Source organism: Brevibacterium sediminis (assembly GCF_013623905.1).
In the GTDB taxonomy this organism is placed as follows: Bacteria; Actinomycetota; Actinomycetes; order Actinomycetales; family Brevibacteriaceae; genus Brevibacterium; species Brevibacterium sediminis.
Genome location: NZ_JABKDD010000014.1, coordinates 1 through 17,906 on the forward strand (window position 1 = coordinate 1; position 17,906 = coordinate 17,906).

At 64.8% G+C, this 17,906-nt stretch carries 18 protein-coding genes; 10 read left to right on the forward strand and 8 right to left on the reverse strand.

All coding sequences use genetic code 11. The features are described from left to right. Positions 1-360: 360 nt before the first annotated feature. Together HK108_RS15175 and HK108_RS15180 are read right to left on the reverse strand one after the other, a co-directional pair. On the reverse strand, positions 361-2,163 hold the full coding sequence (locus HK108_RS15175) for a thiamine pyrophosphate-requiring protein (RefSeq protein WP_181272129.1): 1,803 nt from the start codon (positions 2,161-2,163) through the stop codon (positions 361-363). Positions 2,164-2,386: 223 nt separating this feature from the next. Beyond that, positions 2,387-3,076 carry an aminoacyl-tRNA hydrolase gene (locus HK108_RS15180; RefSeq protein WP_229664200.1) on the reverse strand — a complete coding sequence of 230 codons (690 nt, stop codon included), beginning with the start codon at positions 3,074-3,076 and terminating at the stop codon, positions 2,387-2,389. Positions 3,077-3,258: 182 nt separating this feature from the next. Here HK108_RS15180 and HK108_RS15185 point away from each other — a divergent pair, with 182 nt between their 5' ends. Beyond that, positions 3,259-4,320, forward strand: a complete 1,062-nt coding sequence (locus HK108_RS15185) for an alpha/beta hydrolase fold domain-containing protein (protein ID WP_229664201.1) — start codon at positions 3,259-3,261, stop codon at positions 4,318-4,320. Here HK108_RS15185 and HK108_RS15190 read toward each other — a convergent pair. Continuing rightward, positions 4,281-5,165: a YihY/virulence factor BrkB family protein gene (locus tag HK108_RS15190; RefSeq protein WP_181272130.1), complete on the reverse strand. Its 885-nt coding sequence runs from the start codon at positions 5,163-5,165 to the stop codon at positions 4,281-4,283. The two genes, HK108_RS15185 and HK108_RS15190, sit on opposite strands and share 40 nt — an antisense overlap. A 26-nt stretch (positions 5,166-5,191) precedes the next feature. Beyond that, a complete protein-coding gene (locus HK108_RS15195) occupies positions 5,192-6,277 on the reverse strand; it encodes an AI-2E family transporter (protein WP_139468350.1) in 1,086 nt (361 codons plus the stop codon). A 142-nt stretch (positions 6,278-6,419) separates the two neighbouring features. Here HK108_RS15195 and HK108_RS15200 point away from each other — a divergent pair, with 142 nt between their 5' ends. The 4 genes from HK108_RS15200 (at position 6,420) to HK108_RS15215 (ending at position 11,844) form a co-directional block, all read left to right on the forward strand. Continuing rightward, on the forward strand, positions 6,420-7,505 hold the full coding sequence (locus tag HK108_RS15200) for a phosphatase PAP2 family protein (RefSeq protein WP_229664202.1): 1,086 nt from the start codon (positions 6,420-6,422) through the stop codon (positions 7,503-7,505). Positions 7,506-7,635: 130 nt separating this feature from the next. Continuing rightward, positions 7,636-9,426 (forward strand): DEAD/DEAH box helicase, encoded by a 1,791-nt coding sequence (locus HK108_RS15205; RefSeq protein WP_181272131.1) that lies wholly within the window; start codon positions 7,636-7,638, stop codon positions 9,424-9,426. An 88-nt stretch (positions 9,427-9,514) separates the two neighbouring features. Next, positions 9,515-10,981, forward strand: coding sequence for a cryptochrome/photolyase family protein (locus tag HK108_RS15210; RefSeq protein ID WP_139468348.1), 1,467 nt, complete (start codon positions 9,515-9,517; stop codon positions 10,979-10,981). Then, positions 10,978-11,844: a Rossmann-fold NAD(P)-binding domain-containing protein gene (locus HK108_RS15215; RefSeq protein ID WP_139468347.1), complete on the forward strand. Its 867-nt coding sequence runs from the start codon at positions 10,978-10,980 to the stop codon at positions 11,842-11,844. The genes HK108_RS15210 and HK108_RS15215 overlap by 4 nt, the downstream gene beginning before the upstream one ends. A 22-nt stretch (positions 11,845-11,866) precedes the next feature. On the opposite strand, the gene HK108_RS15220 is transcribed toward HK108_RS15215, so the two are convergent. Continuing rightward, positions 11,867-13,411 carry an SDR family oxidoreductase gene (locus tag HK108_RS15220; protein ID WP_181272132.1) on the reverse strand — a complete coding sequence of 515 codons (1,545 nt, stop codon included), beginning with the start codon at positions 13,409-13,411 and terminating at the stop codon, positions 11,867-11,869. 94 nt (positions 13,412-13,505) lie between these two features. Next, positions 13,506-14,453: a baeRF2 domain-containing protein gene (locus tag HK108_RS15225; protein WP_181272133.1), complete on the reverse strand. Its 948-nt coding sequence runs from the start codon at positions 14,451-14,453 to the stop codon at positions 13,506-13,508. A gap of 366 nt (positions 14,454-14,819) precedes the next feature. On the opposite strand from HK108_RS15225, the gene HK108_RS15230 reads away from it, so the two are divergent. The 3 genes from HK108_RS15230 to HK108_RS18680 are packed head-to-tail and all read left to right on the forward strand — an operon-like array spanning position 14,820 to position 15,985. Next, positions 14,820-15,278, forward strand: a complete 459-nt coding sequence (locus tag HK108_RS15230) for a DUF4383 domain-containing protein (RefSeq protein ID WP_139468344.1) — start codon at positions 14,820-14,822, stop codon at positions 15,276-15,278. Position 15,279: 1 nt separating this feature from the next. Next, positions 15,280-15,669, forward strand: coding sequence for an MBL fold metallo-hydrolase (locus HK108_RS18675; protein ID WP_219922482.1), 390 nt, complete (start codon positions 15,280-15,282; stop codon positions 15,667-15,669). Next, positions 15,659-15,985, forward strand: a complete 327-nt coding sequence (locus HK108_RS18680; protein WP_219922483.1) for an MBL fold metallo-hydrolase — start codon at positions 15,659-15,661, stop codon at positions 15,983-15,985. The genes HK108_RS18675 and HK108_RS18680 overlap by 11 nt, the downstream gene beginning before the upstream one ends. A gap of 21 nt (positions 15,986-16,006) precedes the next feature. On the opposite strand, the gene HK108_RS15240 is transcribed toward HK108_RS18680, so the two are convergent. Then, positions 16,007-16,573 (reverse strand): hemerythrin domain-containing protein, encoded by a 567-nt coding sequence (locus tag HK108_RS15240; RefSeq protein WP_181272134.1) that lies wholly within the window; start codon positions 16,571-16,573, stop codon positions 16,007-16,009. Between the two features lie 368 nt (positions 16,574-16,941). Here HK108_RS15240 and HK108_RS15245 point away from each other — a divergent pair, with 368 nt between their 5' ends. Together HK108_RS15245 and HK108_RS15250 are read left to right on the forward strand one after the other, a co-directional pair. Further along, positions 16,942-17,217 carry a hypothetical protein gene (locus HK108_RS15245; RefSeq protein ID WP_139468342.1) on the forward strand — a complete coding sequence of 92 codons (276 nt, stop codon included), beginning with the start codon at positions 16,942-16,944 and terminating at the stop codon, positions 17,215-17,217. A gap of 14 nt (positions 17,218-17,231) precedes the next feature. Further along, positions 17,232-17,651, forward strand: coding sequence for a DUF6098 family protein (locus HK108_RS15250; RefSeq protein WP_229664203.1), 420 nt, complete (start codon positions 17,232-17,234; stop codon positions 17,649-17,651). 65 nt (positions 17,652-17,716) lie between these two features. On the opposite strand, the gene HK108_RS15255 is transcribed toward HK108_RS15250, so the two are convergent. Further along, positions 17,717-17,890, reverse strand: a complete 174-nt coding sequence (locus HK108_RS15255) for a hypothetical protein (RefSeq protein ID WP_180345594.1) — start codon at positions 17,888-17,890, stop codon at positions 17,717-17,719. Between the last annotated feature and the right edge of the window lie 16 nt (positions 17,891-17,906).

Below are 17,906 nucleotides of genomic sequence, written 5' to 3' on the forward strand. Positions count from 1 at the left end.
CCACCGCAGGTGCCGAAGCCGGCCGGTGTGGTCGGTATCAATCACGAACCAGTCCTAGTTGAAGTCCAAGAAATCACTGCTGAAGCAGCGTGAGTGACTCCAAACAGCTTGACACCCCGCGGTCAATGAAGATTTCTACCAGCCAGCGACCCAACCTGGTGACATCATCGAAGTCGAGGACGAAGAGACCGGCGAGATGGTCAAACACGTCATCTACCTCGACGAATTCGGCAACGGCACGAAGACGCGGCCGCTGTCCGAAGAAGAACTCGAAGACCTCGACGAGGCGCCCGAGACCTGATCGCGAACCAGCCGCCCACGATGGGTTCGGCAGCGTACTCGCAGCGCGCAGAGAACTCCTCAATCATCCGAGGTCAGGCCCATGCGTGCGAACAGCCGTGCGGCGGTGGCCCGTGAACTCTGCTTGACCACCTGCCCGAGCTCGGGGTCTCCGGCCAGCAGCGATTCCGCAAGGCCTTTGGCCTGCGCGAAAGCGATGTGGGCCGGCAGCGGCGGCGTGTTGCGGTCGCAGCGGACGTCGAGGACGACCGGCCGGTCGGCGGCGAAGGCCTCGTCGAGGCTCCCGTCGATCTTCTCCGAATCGTCGACGCGGATGCCTTTGAGCCCGAGCAGCTCCGCGTAGCCGGCGTAGTCCATCGACTCGACCAGCTGGGCCGTGTCCCACCTCGGGTCTCCGGCCTCCCGCATCTCCCAGGACACCTGGTTGAGGTCGCCGTTGTCGATGACGAGGACGACGAAGGTGGAGTTCGACCATTCCCGCCAGTGGCGTTTGACGGTGAGCAGACCGTTCATTCCCATCATCTGGAAGGCTCCGTCGCCGATGGTGCACACCACCGGGCGATCGGGATGCGCGAACTTGCCGGCCAGCGCATAGGGCATCGCGGCGAGCATCGAGGCCATCCGACCCGAGAGGTTGCCCATCTGGTTCGGCCCCAGTTCGACGTGGAAGCCGTACCAGTCGGCCGTGCTCCCGGCGTCGCAGGTGATGATCGCGTTCTCGGGCAGACGTTCGTTGAGGGAGACGAAGACCCGGCGGGGGTTGATCGGGTCGGCTTCGGTCATGGCGACCAGAGTGTTCTCCTTCATCCACGCCCGGTTCTCGTCGGCGATCTTCTCCTGCCACCCGGTCTCGTGCTGGCTCAGATGCGACTGCAGGGCAGCCAGCGTGGTCTTCGCGTCACCCCACAGGTTGACCTCGGTGGGATAGCGGATCCCCAGGTGACGCGGCGACAGGTCGATCTGCACGGCACGTGCCCGGCCGGTCGGCGGCATGAATTCGCCGTAGGGATAGTTCGTGCCGACCATGAGCAGGGTGTCGCATTTCTGCATCATGTCGTAGCTCGGCCGCGATCCCAGCAGACCCAGCTGCTGAGTGTGGAAGTCGACATCACCGGGCACCACCTGTTTGCCCAGCAGGGTGGTGATCACACCAGCACCGAGGCGCTTCGCCACGGCCATGACCTCATCGGTCGCTCCGATCGCGCCCTGTCCGACGAGCATGGCGACCTTCTCACCGCTGTTGAGGACTTCGGCCGCGCGGGCGAGCGCGTCGTCGTCGGGTCGCAGGCGGTCCTCGGCGTAGCCGATGCCGGTGCGGGAGACGAAATGCTCGACCGCCAGCTCTTCCATGTCCATCGTCTGGACGTCGGCGGGCAGGACGACGACGGCCGGACCGCGGTTGGCCTTGGCCATGCGGACGGCTTTGTCGACGACGAGCTGCGCGTGCATCGGCGCGGCCACTGTCTGCACGAACACCGCGGCGTCGGCGAAGAGTCGTTCGAGGTTGATCTCCTGTTGGAATTCGGAACCCAACGACACTCGTGCCTGCTGCCCGACGATGGCCACGACTGGGGCGTTGTCACCCTTGGCGTCGTAGAGGCCGTTCATGAGATGGATGGCGCCGGGGCCCGAGGTCGAGACGCACACGCCCACCTCACCGGTGAATTTCGCGTGGGCGGTGGCCATGAACGCCGCCTCCTCCTCGTGAGTGGGGCGCACATAGGTGAAGTCCTTGCCCTCGTCCTGCGCTCGGCCCATCGCCCCGTCGAAGCCGCCGATGCCGTCGCCGGGGTATCCGTACCAGTGGTGCAGATCCCAGGCGATGAGCCGATCGATGATGAAGTCGCTGACGGAGGTCGCCATGTGCCTTCTCCTCACGAATACTCGCGTGTCGAATGTGCCCAGCCGACGTGCTGCGACGTGCTGCGACGTGGCCCGGCCTGGCCCTCCAGGCTTGTCCTGGCACCGTCAGCTGTCAAGACTCCGAAGCCCCGGCGCCCGGGCCTCACCGACCATCGCCGCGGCATATCTCCCGGCGGAGGAGATCAGCACAGAAGGGGGTGTCTTGTCCTCGCGAGCAGCGGCCTCACCACGAGGCCCGCACCGTTTCCGTCGGCCCATCGACTTCCGTGAAGCCGGCGTCGACGACGCTGACCTGCTGCTCGTTCGCCGCCCACGCGTCCTTCGTCGCAGTCTGCACGCGCAGACTGAACCCCGACTCACGCCAACGGTCCCGCACATCGTCGGGCATCTGCTCGAATGCCAGCTGCGCGGCGTGTCCGCATTGCGCGGCGGCCTTCCCGGTCGTGAGCGTGAGTTCGGGAGAGAGCTCGATCGTCACGACCGCCTCGGCGGCGGGGATCGAGGATTCGCCCTCATCCGGGAATTCGGTGCCGCCGACCTGCAGCTTCTTCAGCTCCGGTGGCAGGGGTTCGACGGGGCCGGGTGCGAAGACGAACGCCTCGGCGGGGGCGAAATCGTCGGTGCCGCCGAAGGTCACGCTCACGCACCCGAGTGCCCGTGCGCCCTCGAGCTTCTTCCCGTCGCCACGGCGCACGACCTTGCGGATCGCTCCGTCACGCCAGTATTCGACGGCCTCGTTCCAGTCCCCGCCCGGCTGTGAGCGCGGATCGTCGAGGAAGGTCACGACAGCACGAGAGGTGGCCTCGAGGACGTCGATGTGGCGAGCGATGGCGGTCTTGGACCGGCGCACGACGATCGGCAGTGACCATGGGATTTCGTGATCGGTTTCGTGCCTGCGCATGTGTTCGGTCAAGGGTTCGCTCCTGCAGTGTCTTCGGCGGTGACGGGCTGGTGTCACAGTCCCCTTCTCATAACAGCGACGGTCGGCGGATATTCCGGATCTTCGCAGGTGAGTCCTACCGTGGCCACCGCCGCTGGCCTCGCTAAGCTGGGAATCATTGCCGCCGACCAAGAATGAGGCTGATGATTCCCGGCGTGACAGTCGACCCCGCGCTCACCGAAGCGCTGCTGGCCACCATTCCTGCCGACATCGTGGCATCGATGTCGCCACAGATGCGCGAGGTCATGGCCGTCCAGGCCACTCGGGCCGACGAGTGCCGCCGAGCCGGCGAGGACTTCGCCGCTGCCTCCGGTGACCTCTCCCCTGCCGCTCGATCCTTGGCCGCCAAACGCGCCGAATACCGGGCCGAACGCGCGCTGTGGAATGAGGGTGGGCCGACCATGGCCCGCACCGATGATCACCACATCCGCACCGCCGACGTCGACGTTCCGATCCGCATCCATCGCCCCACCGCCGAGGCGGTCCTGCCCGGTCTCGTGTTCCTGCACGGGGGTGGGTTCAGCCTCGGCGACCTCGATACACACGACCGGATCATGCGCGTGCTCGCCGCCGCCGGCGGCTTCGCCGTGATCGGAGTCGACTATTCGCTGTCGCCGGAGGTGAAGTTCCCGCAAGCGCTGCACGAGTGTGCCGGGGTCGTCGACCACCTCGCCCGTCACGGTGAGGAGTTCGGCATCGACGGAGAACGTCTGGCCATTGCCGGAGACTCCGCTGGGGCAGTCCTGACCCTCGGCGCCGGTCTGCTGCTGCGCGATGAGCCGGAGACCATCGGTGCGAACCCCGAGAGTTACTCGGCTCTGCGCGCCCTCCTGCCCATCTACGGCAGCCACGGGCTTGTCGACTCGGCCAGCCGCAGGCTCTACGGCGGCGATTGGGACGGCATGGGCATCCACGACCTCAGCAACCTCCTCGGCGACTATCTGCCCACCCCCGAGGATGAGCACTCACCACTCGTCGCACATCTGACTGCCGACTTAACCGGTCTGCCACCGGTGTTCGTCGCCGCCGCCGGACTCGACCCGCTGCGCGATGACAGCCGGGCACTGGCCACGACCCTGCAGCGGGCGGGTAACGACGTCAGGTTTGAGGAGTACCCGCACGTGCTCCACTCGTTCCTCCACTTCGGTCGGATCCTCGACGACACGAACACCGTGCTTCACAATGCCGCCGAGTTCGCCGCACGTCGTCTGAACTGATTCCTGCGGTCTGCGTCACCGTCGGACTGCCGTTGCCGCTCGCGTTCGATCTCAGCGTCGAACTCGGCGCCGAGGAGCAGCGAGAGGTTGACCATCCACACCCAGGCGAGCCCGACGATCACTCCCCCGATCGACCCATAGGTGACGTTGTAGCTGCTGAAATTGTTGATGTAGAGCACGAAGCAGGCCGACACGGCAAGCAGCACGAGCAGCGCGACGAACGCACCGAGGCTGACCCACCGGAACTTCGGCTGCCTGACGTTCGGGGTCACGTAGTAGAGCAGGGCGATGAGCACCATGACGAAGAAGACGAAGACCGGCCATCTGACCACGTTCCAGATCAGCAGGGCAACCGCGCCCATTCCGATGAGCTCGCCGAGCGTTTCGGCGATAGGCCCGGACAGCACGAGCAGCAGCCCCAGAGCGGCCAGGACAATAAGCGTGACCACGGTCATCAGGAGCATGAGCGGCTTGAACTTCCAATACGGCCTGGTCTCCTCGACCCGGTAGACAGCGTTCAGGGCACGACCGAGCGCGCCGATGTATTTCGAGGACGACCAGATCGCCAGCAGCAGGCTGCCGATGAGGGTGACTCCGGCCGAGGATGACTCGGTGAGTTCGACGATGAACGGGCGGATCGCCGCGGCCGCCTCGGCCGAGACTCCGTGGACCAGGGAGAGCACCGCCTTCGTAGTCGACTCGGCTTCCCCGACCACGCCGAGCAGCGACACCATGGCGAGGATCGCCGGGGCAGCAGAGAGCAGAGCGTAGAAGCTCAGCCCGGCTGCTCTGTCGAGGCACTCGTCGTCGAGCAGACGCCGAAGAGCGCCCTTGACGATTCGCACTCGATGCAACCGTGGCCCGGCCCGTCTCAACGCTGTCCCACTCTGTAGTCTTTGGCCGCGTGGATCATCGCATTGAGAGTCGCGATGACCGGCACGGAGAAGAAGGCCCCGGCGATGCCCGCCACCGCTGCTCCCGCTGTCACCCCGAGGATCACCGCCAAGGGGTGGATCTTCACTGTGGGTCCTGTCAGCCACGGCTGCAGGACGTGGCTTTCGAGCTGCTGGACGACGATGACGACCCCGAGCATGATCAGGCCGTGCACCCAGCCGTTGAAGAGCAGTGCCAAGCCCACTGCGACCGCTCCGCCCACGATCGCTCCGACGAACGGCACGAAGGCACCGAGGAAGACCACCATGGCGATCGGCACCGCCAAGGGGACGCCGAGGATCAGTGCACCGACTCCGATTCCGATCGCATCGCTGGCCGCGACGACGAGCTGGATCCGAATGAAGTTCGTCAGCGTCTTCCAACCGGCCTCACCGGCCGCGGAGATCCGCGCATGCGCCTTCTTCGGCCAGATGTTGACGACCCAGGTCCAGATGCCGCGTCCGTCGATGAGCGCGAAGAGGGTGACGAACAGGATGATGATGACGCCTTCGATGACATGCGCCGCCGTCGTGCCCACCTCGGCGGCACCGGAGCCGAGACCGGCGGCGTTGTCCTGCAGCCACTTCCCCGAGGAATCGACGAGGTCATTGAGTTTGGCTTCGGTGATTCCGAACGGCTGCGTGGCCAAGAGCTGCTTCGCCGCGTCCAGGGTCGTCGCCACCTGCTCCTGGATCTCAGGTATCTCACTTCTGATCTGAAAGGTGATGAGGAGGACGAGTCCGGCCAACAGGCCGAGGACGACGACCCAGACTGTGACCACCGCCAACCACTTCGGCCACCGATGCCGCTGCAGGAACGTCGACATGGGGACCAGGAGGGCAGAGAGGACGAGCCCAGCCAGGAATGGAACGACGATCTGTGCGACCTGCAGTGCTACGAAGATCGCGACTGTGATTCCCGCGATGATCACCAGCAGGTATCCGGTGAAGCGGGCACCGAGTCTGAGTCCCTCGGGTATCGGGTCATCGCGATTCGGAGGCGCGTTCAATGGACCTTCTGTCATGAACCAACACTAATGCCGCGAGCCGCACAGTGGGTGGACCATTCTGTTCTGCCCCGCCGGCGCGGGCGAGAACGGGGCTCCGGTCAGCCGCCTCCGAGGAAAATCCGAAGATGTACTAAAAGTGAATTACTACGGTGTTCCGATGACCAGATTGCGACGTTGGCCCTACACCTTTGCCATGGTGCTCGCTCTCCTCGTCGGAGCGGCCGCCGTGTTCTCCTCCCTCTTCCTCGATCTCCCGCTGCGGGACCCCGACGGATTCCTCGGCCCCTCATACATCCGTCTGCCTCTGCTGGTTCTCGGATTCATCGGCGCCGGGCTAGTCGTGGAAACGGTGAGGCGAAACGGGTGGCGAAATCTGCCGACGTCGGTCGTCGACATCGCAAAGAAGGAATGGAACACCCACCGGCTGCTGTGCATCGGCGCCGGACTGCTGAGCTTCTACGTCTGCTACGTCGCCTACCGCAATCTCAAGAGCGTGCTGCCGGTGTACCGCGAGGGCACCCTCTTCGATCAGCAGCTGTTCCGCCTCGACCATTGGCTCGCCGGCGGGAACACTCCGGCCGTGCTCCTGCACGAACTCCTGGGCACCGGCATCGCGGCGAACCTGCTGTCGATCGCCTACCTCGCTTACCTGCCGCTCATTCCGATCAGCCTCGGCGCGGTCCTCGTGCTCAATCGCAGACTCGCCGTCGGCGCTTGGTATACGACGATGCTGAGCCTCAATTGGGTACTCGGCACAGTCAGCTACTATCTCCTGCCGTCGGTCGGTCCCGTGTTCAGCCACCCGGAGGTCTTCCGGGCGCTGCCCGACACCGGAGTCAGCGAGCTCCAGGAATCCCTCATCGACACTCGCCTCGACTACCTCAGCAACCCGATCGGAAGCGATTCCATCCAGGGTGTCGCCGCATTCGCTTCGCTTCACGTCTCCGTCACCTTCGCCGCAGCACTGTTCATGACGCTGACGAAACAGCATCGCGCCGTCCAGGTGTTCACCTGGATCTTCTTCGGTGTGACGGTCGTCGCCACGCTCTACTTCGGATGGCACTACATCCTCGACGACATCGCGGGCATCGGCATCGGCTGGGCGTCGGTGGCGCTCTCCGCATGGGTGACCGGGCACCGCCGAGTTCGCCGACGGCCGGTCGCCGCAGTCTCCGAGCCTGATTCCGTGCCCGCCGCGAAGCCCGCGGATTCTGTCTCACGCGCCGCCGGGGCTATACTGTAATCACTTGCGAACCCGATTTCGGGTTCCCTGCGTCGTCAGGACGCCTCGACTCTGCAGCTGGGTGATAGCACCCGCGCATTTCCGAAGCCGTTTTCTCTCGGCGATCGAGAGCGCCGACAGCGCTCATTCCATGACCGGAAGCGGCTGCCTGCCACCTATTCACGGCACCGGCACGCCCTCCGGCACGTCGAAGGGCCACCCCATCACTACTTCACAGACACGCACCAATCCCCGCAGCACCCGCACCCGCGGAGGCAGCACACGCAACACCACCGCAGGCAGCACCGGCAATCGCGCGAAGAAAGCCACCCCGGCGCCCACCTCGTTCGCCGAACTCGGTGTTCCCGCCAAGCTCGTCGACTCCCTCGACCGTGAGGGCAAGACCCAGGCCTTCCCGATCCAGCAGGACACTCTGCCCGACACCCTGGCCGGCCGCGATGTGCTCGGCCGCGGAAAGACCGGGTCCGGCAAGACCCTGGCGTTCTCCATTCCGCTCGTCGCCCGCCTGGCCGAATCCGGCAAGGGTTCGCAGAAGTTCCGCCATCCGCGCGGGCTCGTCCTTGCTCCCACCCGTGAGCTCGCCACGCAGATCACCGAGGCCATCGATCCGTTGGCCAAGGCCGTGGGCCTGCGGACGACGACGATCTTCGGCGGCGTCAAGCAGCGTCGACAGGAGGTCGCGCTCAAGGCCGGAGTCGATATCCTCGTGGCCTGCCCGGGTCGCCTCGAGGACCTGCTCCAGCAGGACATCCTCACGCTCGAGAACATCGAGGTCACCATCCTCGACGAGGCCGACCACATGGCTGACCTCGGGTTCCTGCCCGGAGTCACCCGAATCCTCAACCAGACCCCGGCTGAGGGACAGCGGATGTTCTTCTCCGCCACCTTGGACAACGACGTCGACAAACTCGTCCGTCGTTTCCTCCACAACGAGGTCCTCCACTCCGTCGACGAGGCGACCTCCCACGTTTCGGCCATGACCCACCACGTGTTCGAGGTGTCGGTCGACGACAAGAACGAACTCGTACACAAGCTCGCCTCCGGCACGGGCCGCCGCATCCTCTTCACCCGCACGAAGCACCGGGCCAAACGCTTCGCCCGCCAACTCACGGCAGCCGGTATCCCCGCGGTCGACCTGCACGGCAATCTGTCGCAGGGTGCGCGCGACCGCAACCTCGCCGCGTTCACCGATGGCGAGGCGAAGGTGCTCGTGGCCACAGACATCGCCGCCCGCGGCGTCCACGTCGACTCCGTCGAGCTCGTCGTCCACGTCGATCCCCCGACCGAACACAAGGCTTACCTGCACCGCTCCGGTCGCACCGCACGTGCCGGCAGCGCCGGTGACGTCGTCACGGTGATGACCGCCGAAGAGCGCAAGGACACTCAGATCCTCCTGCGCAAGGCCGCCATCAAAGCGACCCCGCAGAAGGTCACCGCAGAGTCCCCCGAGGTGACCGAGCTCGTCGGTGAGATCGCCGAATACGTCGCCCCGCAGCCGAAGGAACCCGTCCAGCCGCGCAGGAAGACCGAACCTTCCACGTCGAATGGTCGTTCATCCCGCCGTCGCCGAGGTGGCCGTGGCGGACGCGGCGGAAGCTCGGGTCGCGGTGACGCCGGCAGCGACCGCAGCCGTGAGAACTCGGACGCCACCGGTGGCGGTCGCAGCGGCGAATCGCGTCGCAGCGAGAGCGGCGGCCGCGGCCGGGGCGCCGGGCACACCGGCGAGAGAAATCGTCGTCGCGAGAACTCCCGCGGCGGCCGCTCCGGCAATGGCCGCTCGGGCAGTCAGCGCGCGGAATCTTCGGGTCGTCAGCCGAGCAGCCACCGCGCGTCCGAATCCCGCGGCACCAGCCCCGAGACTCGTCGCCGCAACCGCACCCGTGCCGGAGGCTCGCAACAGGTCTACTCGACCAGCAGCTGACGTCCTCACAATCCAATAACCCTGCTTGGCTACTACACTTTGGTGTAAATGCCGACTGGGCGAACCAGCTGTGAGAGGAGTCTTGCCGATGAGCCACGACCGCGATTCCCTCACCCTCGTCTGGTTCCGCGACGACCTGCGCGTCGAGGACCACGAGGCCCTGACAGCGGCCTGCGGCGACGGGCAGGTGATCGGCCTCTGGATCAGAGAGTGCCGCAGCGACGACGGCCTGGGCCCACGCCCGTTAGGCGGGGCGGCCCGGTGGTGGGCGCACGAATCGCTGCGCGTCCTGGAGACCGAACTCGCACAGCTCGGCATCCCGCTGCTCTTCGCAGCAGGCTCGGCCGCCGACATCGTCCCGCAGGCGGCTGCGGACCTGAAAGTCGATGCTGTGCGCTGGTCGCGCCGTTATGCGCCGGCTGCACGTCGCCTCGACGCGCAGATCAAGACGGACCTGGCTGATGCCGGTCGTGCCGTGCACTCCCATACCGGCGCGCTGCTCGTCGAGCCTTGGACGGTCAGCCCTCAGGGCGGTGACTTCTACAAGGTCTTCACGCCGTTCTTCAACGCTGTGCGCGATCGCAGCGTCGGCGACAGCCTCCCGGCGCCGCGCACACAGAGTTCTCCGACGAAGGCCCAGCGACAGGCTTTTGCCGGGCACTCCTGGGTGCGCGACCTCGACGATCTCGGTCTTCTCGACGGGACCGACACGGGCTCGGGCAGCTTCGCCTCGGCGAGGACTCCACAGTGGTGGCGGACGACCGTGGCCGGGCATTGGAACCCCGGGTGCAGGGAAGCGGCCCGTGAGCTCGACTGCTTGAGCGACGGGCTCGACGGCTACGCAAATTCTCACGATGTCCCCGCAGACCCTGACAGCACGTCAGGCCTGTCGCCGCGACTGCGCTTCGGCGAACTCTCCCCCCGCCAGCTGCTGGCAGCGGCCCTGGACATACCGGAGGTGAGGGACGATGATCGGCAGGCATGGATCCGGCAGCTCTACTGGCGGGAGTTCTCCTGGCACCTGACCTTTCATCTGCCGGCCGTCGAATCCGAACCGATGCGACCTGAATTCGCGTCCTTCCCGTATGAGGACGACCCCGAGGCACTCGACCACTGGTGCAGCGGCACGACCGGGATCGACCTCGTCGACGCCGGCATGGCTCAGCTGTGGCAGACCGGATGGATGCACAATCGAGTGCGGATGGCCACGGCGAGCTTTCTCACGAAGAATCTGCTGCTCCACTGGTGGCACGGCGAGCAGTGGTTCTGGGACACGCTGGTCGACGCCGATGAAGCCAACAACCCGGTCTCGTGGCAATGGGTGGCCGGGTGCGGAGCCGATGCGGCTCCATATTTTCGGATCTTCAATCCCGAACGCCAACGTGAGCGTTTCGATCCCGACTGCGAGTACGTGGGCAGGTGGTTGGGCCGCGGTCCGGGCGGTCTCACTCGGGCGGAACGCTCGCAGGGTGATCGCGAGCCGATCGTCGATCTCAAGGCATCGCGTCAGGCGGCATTGGCCGCCTATGACCGGATGAAGAGTGAGGCGAAATGAGCACGACGAACGGTCGCAGGATTCTCATGGCCGGGTGCGGAGACCTGGGCACACGGCTGGGCCTGCGACTGGTCGACCAGGGGCACCGGGTGATCGGACTGCGCCGACGCGTCGCCGAACTGCCCGACGCCTTCGAGACGATCAGTATGGACCTCTCCGGATTCGGAGCTCCCGGTCGCGATAGGGTCGATGCCGCGGACCGCAGCGATCCGCGACTGGACGCACTCGATGCGGTCGTGATCACTCTGACTTCGGACGAACCGACTCGGACCGGATACGAACGGGCCTACCTCCACGGGCTGAGAGGTCTCGCCCGCGTGCTCGGGTCACAGCCGGGCCGAGTCGTCCTGGTCTCCTCCACGCGTGTCCTTGCGGAGGACCCGACGCGTGTGATCACCGAAGACGCTCCACTCGCCCCAGGGTCCGGGCCGGGTGAGGTCCTCGCTGCGGCCGAGTCCGAGGCGGCCGAGCTCTTCGACCACCTCACGATCGTCCGCCCGGCTGGTATCTACGGACCTGGCCGCACCCGCCTCATCGACTCCGTGCGACGCGGCCAGCGGTTCAACCATCAGCGGTGGACGAACCGCATCCACCGAGACGACCTCGTTCGCGGCCTCGAGCACTTGGCACTTGCCTCGGAACCGCCGGACCTGGTCCACGCTGTCGATTCGCTTCCTGCTCAGATGGGCGACGTCGCCGCCTTCATCGCCGGCCGCCTCGGCGTGCCCGTCCCCGGCCATGCCGACGACGAGAAGCCGAGCGGCAAACGGATCGACGGAACTCGCTTCGGCTCGCTCATGGGCGAACTCAGCTACCCCACGTACAGGCACGGATTCGCTTCGATGCTGACGACAGCCCCCTGATCATCAACAAAACCGGGAACGTTCAGGCTCGGCGCCGCGCCTCGGCTGCGATGTTCTTCGCCATGGCGGGAAAGATGAAGCGATGAAACGGGGCGACGAGGGCCCAGTAGATGCGGCCTCGCACTCCAGTGGGGATAAAGGTCGCCGTCTGGTGATACTCACAGCCTTCGACTGAGTCTGTCAGAGCGAATTCGAGCCACGCGTGACCGGAGACCTTCATCTCGGCGCGCAGCAGAAGACGAGAGTTCGGCTCCAGCTGTTCGACTCGCCACCAGTCGACGGGATCGCCGATGCGCAGGCTGTCGGGCAGCCGTCGGCCCCGGTTGAGGCCAGCGCCTCCGACTGCTTTGTCCCAGATCCCACGAATCTTCCATGCCAGCGGCCACGAGTACCAGCCGTTGGTCCCACCGATCCCCTCGATCACAGGCCACACCTCGGCGGCGCTGACACCGCTGATCGTCGTCGACCGTTCATCGGTGTAGATGCGCCGGCCGGACCACTTCGGATCACTGGGCGACGGCTGGGCCGCCTCGTCGAGCTCTCCGGCGTCGGCGTCCCAGTTCGTATCCACGGCACCTTCGATTTCACGGCGCAGGGCGAGTCGGACGGCGTCGGCGAACCCGATGAGCCCGGACTCGGGCGGCGGAATGACCGCGTCGACGTCCTGGTCCGAGGCCACAGCATCCTCCTGCAAGGATTGGACGAGCGGCAAGGTGAGGCTGAACGGCAGCGGGGTGACCAACCCGACCCAGATGCCTGACAGCGTCGGTGCGGGAAGAGGCAAAGCGATGACGTGGCGGGGCTTGAGCCCTGCGACGGCAGCAAAGGTACGCATCACGTTCGCATAAGTGAGGATCTGACGTGAACCGATATCGAAGGACCGGTTGACCGCCTCCTGCACATCGGTCGCGGAGAGAAGATAGTAGAGAGCGTCACGAACCGAGAGCGGCTCGACACGGTTGGACACCCAGTCTGGTGCCGGCATCCAGCGCAGGGTCATGGCGAGGTGGCGGATCATCTCGAACGAAGCCGATCCGGAGCCGATGATGATGCCGGCGTTGAAGACGATCGCGTCGACTTCGGAGTCGAGCAGAATCCGTCCGACGTTCGCTCGTGAACGCATGTGCTTCGAGAGCTCACGTCCCTCCGGATGGAGCCCTCCGAGGTAGACTATGCGGCGCACGCCGGCAGACGCGGCCGCGCTGGCGAAGCGCCTGGCCGCTTCGGCTTCGGCTGCCTCGAAGTCCCCGCCGGAGCCCATGGAATGCACCAGGTAATAGACGGTCTCGATGCCGCCGAGGCTGTCATCGAGACCGCCACCGGTGTCGAGGTCGACGGTTCTCACGTCGACGTCGGCTGCCCATGGAACCTGCTTGAGCTTCTCCGGCCGCCGCACCCCGACCCGAACCCGGTGCCCGGCCTGCAGCAGTCGGGGCACAAGGCGACCGCCGATGTAACCGGTCGCCCCGAGCACGAGCACGCGTCGCGGGGTGCGGGTTTGGCGGATGACTTCGTCGCCGAGCGACTTCGGGCCGGGCGGGGTCGAGCGTTCCGTCGGGCGATTCATCAGGAGATCCTTCCGGCCTGCCGAGATCGGCTGTCACTGACCAACCATACACATGTAACCCATTGACTACTGCCGACCATCGTATAGCTGCTGCTCAGTCCGCCAGCGCAGCGCCGACGTCGTAGCGGAGGATCGCAGCTATGCCGTCGCTCATCGGATCGTGACTGAGACCGACCTCAGCTGAGGACAGGATAGCCGCGGAGACGATCTCCGCTTCTCCTGCTGAGGCCTCGGCATCATCGAGCAGAAGGACCGCCGCTGCTCCGCGTTCCACTGCCTTTTCGACTTCTGCTCGCCCTTCGACCGCACGGCCGTGTGCTTTGCTTTCGCCCAGACGCTCCGAGTTCTCAGCCTCTCGTTCTTCGGCGAGCCTCGTCACCAACGTCCTGATGGCCACGTCAATCGCCTCTTCGGCACCTTCGTCTCCATCGCCGCCCTCGGAGATCTCATGAAGCATCTCCTCGGCTCGTGCCGACAGCTCAGCCTTGACGGCGGTTCTGCCCTGCACCTCTCCGGCCAGAACGAGTGCGTCCGACGCGTGGTCGGTGATGAGACCGTCGACGAAGTCGGCGACACTGCGTGCATTGTCCTTGATGATCTCGTCGACACGGCGCCGGATCTGGTTGTGCGAGTATGCTCCTCGCCGCGGCTTGTTGATGTCTTCGTCGTTGTCGCCGGTGACGTGGACCGACTCTTTCTCGGTGCGTTCGCGATCCGGGGTTACGCTCAGCTCACGAATGGCCGCTCCGTCCTGGCCGGCGATGACGAGGACGACATCGAACTGTCTGCACTCCTGTCGGAGAAAGGCTCCAAGCTCCGGCGCCTCGCCGTAGTGGGCCGAATCTCCTTCTCCCAGCGCCGCGTCCCAGTGTTCGTCCAGCAGAACTCCCTGTGAGTTCGCGACGATGGTCCGACCGTCTGTGTGCACCTCGGTGGGTTCGTCGGCGAGGATGATCGCATCGATGGACTCGAGGAAAGACTCCTCTTTCGGACAGCTGGTCTCGCAGCTCCGACCACCGCAGGCGCAGCTGCGTATCGGCATCGGCTGATGGGGTTCGTCCTTCAAGGTAGACGGTGGCATATGGCCCGCCGCTCTCGACGACCGTGCGCAAGTGATTGTGGTTCATCCCCTGTTCCTCCTCGGCATCAGTGTTCATCTGTCGGAATCCCGATGGATTCCGCCGCGTTCTGCGCGATCCTCTCAGCCTGGCATTGTGCGGAGACCCCTGTAAACAGTCTTGACAATCCGTGTCAGTCGCTTTAGCTGTCCGGGCCCTCTACTCGTGCACACGTCTGTTGTCTGTGAGTCACCTGCAGCTGTTGAGGGGTGTGGGGCCTCAATCTAACGTGGACCGCAATCTGACCAGTTCGTCAGCAATCTGATCACTTCGTCAGTCGAGGAGGCATCATGACCGCCGAAAAGCCAGGGCCAGACGTTCCCCATGAGCGTGGTCGCCCGATCCAGTGGGCGGCTCTCATCGTCACCATACTCTTCCTGGCAGCCGGCATTCTCGGGTTCATCCCGGGAGCGACGACGAACTTTATGTCGATGCGATTCGCCGGCCACCATTCGACCGCGCTGCTTCTGGGCCTGTTCCAGGTCTCGATCCTGCACAATATCGTCCACTTGCTGTTCGGCATCGTCGGGGCACTCGTCCGTCGGTCCCCCGCCGGGTCGTTCCATTACCTGCTGTGGGGCGGAATCGTCTACGCCGTCCTGTGGATCTACGGGCTCGTCATCGGTGCGGAATCCGCTGCGAATTTCGTTCCCCTCAACACTCCGGACAACTGGCTGCATTTCGGTCTGGCGATCGTGATGATCGGCAGCGCCCTCGTTCTCAACCGCCGACGCTTCAAGGATCGCTGATATGTCCCTCACCGAGGTTGCAGAAGGCATCCATCGCATCGACGACGCGTACGTCAATTGGTACATCGTCGAAGACGAGGAAGGCCTGACTGTCGTCGATGCCGGTGTTCCCACCTCATGGCGTTCGCTCAGGAGGGCCCTCGATCGACTCGGTCGCGGGCTGGAGGACATCCGAGCTCTGCTGCTCACGCACGGACACTTCGACCACATCGGCTTCGCCGAGCAGCTGCGCTCGGAGGCCTCCGTCCCCGTGTACGTGCACGACAACGATGTGCCCTTGACCCGGCATCCGCGTCAGTACGGCCGGAACCGCCCGCTGACGTGGTATCTGCTCACCCAGTTCAAGGCACTGCCCATGGTCACAGCTTTCGTGAAGAATCGTGCCTGGTGACCCCGCCCCATCGAAGAGGTCACGCGCATTCGCACCGCAGAGCTGGACGTGCCCGGTCGGCCACTGCGCCTTCCACTTCCCCGAGAGGGACACGGTCATCGCCGGTGATTCACTTGTCACGCTCAACCCGTATCGCGGGACAACAGGGGCCCAGATCGTCTCCAGTGCTGCCACCGCTGATCCCGACAGGGCTCTGGAATCGCTCGATGCCCTCGCCGAGACCGGCGCCCGCACCGTCCTCGTCGGACATGGCGAACCGTGGACCGGCGGAGTCGAACGCCTGGTGAGATCGGCTAAAGCCCGCGGCCCGTCGTGAGGGCTGAATCGTCGGCAGCCGTCAGGATTCGCGTCCGGTGAGCTTATCGCGCAGACGGTCGACCATTCCGATACCAGGGCCGACACTCTTGTGGAAGAGTTCCGAGTGCGGCGCGTTCGGGTGGGGTCTGGTCGGAGCCACTCTCTTGGCCGAAACCACCCTCTTGCCCATGTCGATGAGCTGATCCTGCGGAATGTGCTCCCTGAGTTTCGGGAACTGCTCGTCTTCTTCGTCCCGCGCGTGATGATCGAGCAACTGCTCGAACTCGATGACCTTTTCGAGGAAAGCACCCTCGGTGACGTCGAGGTCTTCGAGCTCCTTCATGACTCGGACAAGCTCTTCGTGCTCTTCTTTGTCGTGCTCGACCTCGTCTTTTCCGCCCGGAACGTGCTCTTCGATCGACGGGTAGACGATCATCTCTTCGGCCACGGAATGCCGCATCACCTCGGCGATGACGGTATCCGCGATTTCACGTCGCTCGTCCAGATCCTCGGTCCTCTCCACCTGCCGAAGCAGGTCGAGCATGTCCCTGTGATCGGCTGTGAGCATATCCACGACATCGTTGCCGCTGGTGTCGGCGAGAGTCATTGTGCCTTCTCCCTGTCAGATGTCCCCTCGGCAACCGGCGCGATGGCGTCATCGCAACCCGCGGCGCCGGGGAACCGGCGGTGTTCGGACCGTCCGGTCCGATGTGACTCGACCATATTGGCGCGACGGTCCCTCGTCCATAGGCCGCATCGCGAAAGACTCATCGTTCGGTGCATCAGATTCTCGTTCGCGAACGCACGGGCAGGTGAGGCATCGGTCCTATTGCCGTGTCACCGCACTGTACGTATAGTTCGAGCAGGTCAAGAAGTCGGCCCTCTCCTTTGTGAGGTACGGGTATGTCCAATAGTCTTGACGGTCGAAGCGAAACGCCGGTCGACCGTCTTCGAGTCGCCGAACTTCCGACGGGAATGGACGAAGCCGACTCCTACTCCGTCATCGATGATCGGGAAGCAGCCGCTTTTGAGCTTCGTCTCGCCGGTGACGTGGTTGCGGCGCTGCACTACACACTCGATGAAGAGAATCAGCAGGCCGTCTTCGTCTACTGCGAGATCGAGGAGACGCTGGCCGCCGCACAACATTGCAGGGTGCTCTTGACAACGGCAACCGAAGCCGTGGAAAGCCGAGGAATGTCGGTGTCAGTGACCTGGCCGGTGGCCCTCAAGGTGAGAGAGGTTTCGCACTGATGTCGGAGAGACTCATGCTTGACAGCCTGGACACGATCGAAGAGCTCGCAACGTCCGGACGACCGCTCTATGTCCGCTATTCGGAAGGCTATGAGAGTGACACTCAGGGCGGGAGCATCGACTTCGAGTCGGGTCTCGAGCTGCCCGGCCTGGCCGTCAATCCTCTGACCCCTGAAGACTGGTGGACCCGCCCGCTGGGCGATTGGCTGGCTCGCCAGCTCTGCCAGTACAAGCATCTCCAGGAGAAAAACCCCGACCGCTTCGCCTGGATACTCACCGGAGAGCAGGTCGGGCGTGGTCCTGACTGCGAACCGCTGCTCGTCGAGGTAGAACCGATCGCCCGCCTTTCCCCGAGGCTGCTCGACGAAGCGGAGAAGCGCTACCGGCGGAATTTCGACGCGGAGAAGGGTCCCGAGGACTCGGAACCCGCATAGGAGGATTCCTCAGCAGCGAGGGCCCGACACCTGGTCATCAGGTCTCGGGCCCTGACTTTCACCTCTCAGTAGTGTGCGGGCGGGTCGCTCGCGGGGAACGATTCTTCCTCCCACTCATCCACCAATTCATCCTCGTGCTGCTTCGACGCGGAATCCGTACCGGGCTTTTCCGCAACATCGTCTTTGGCTTCCTCGGGGACCTTTGTCGGTTCATTCTCGTCTTCGCTGTGAACACTCATCACGATCTTCCTTCCT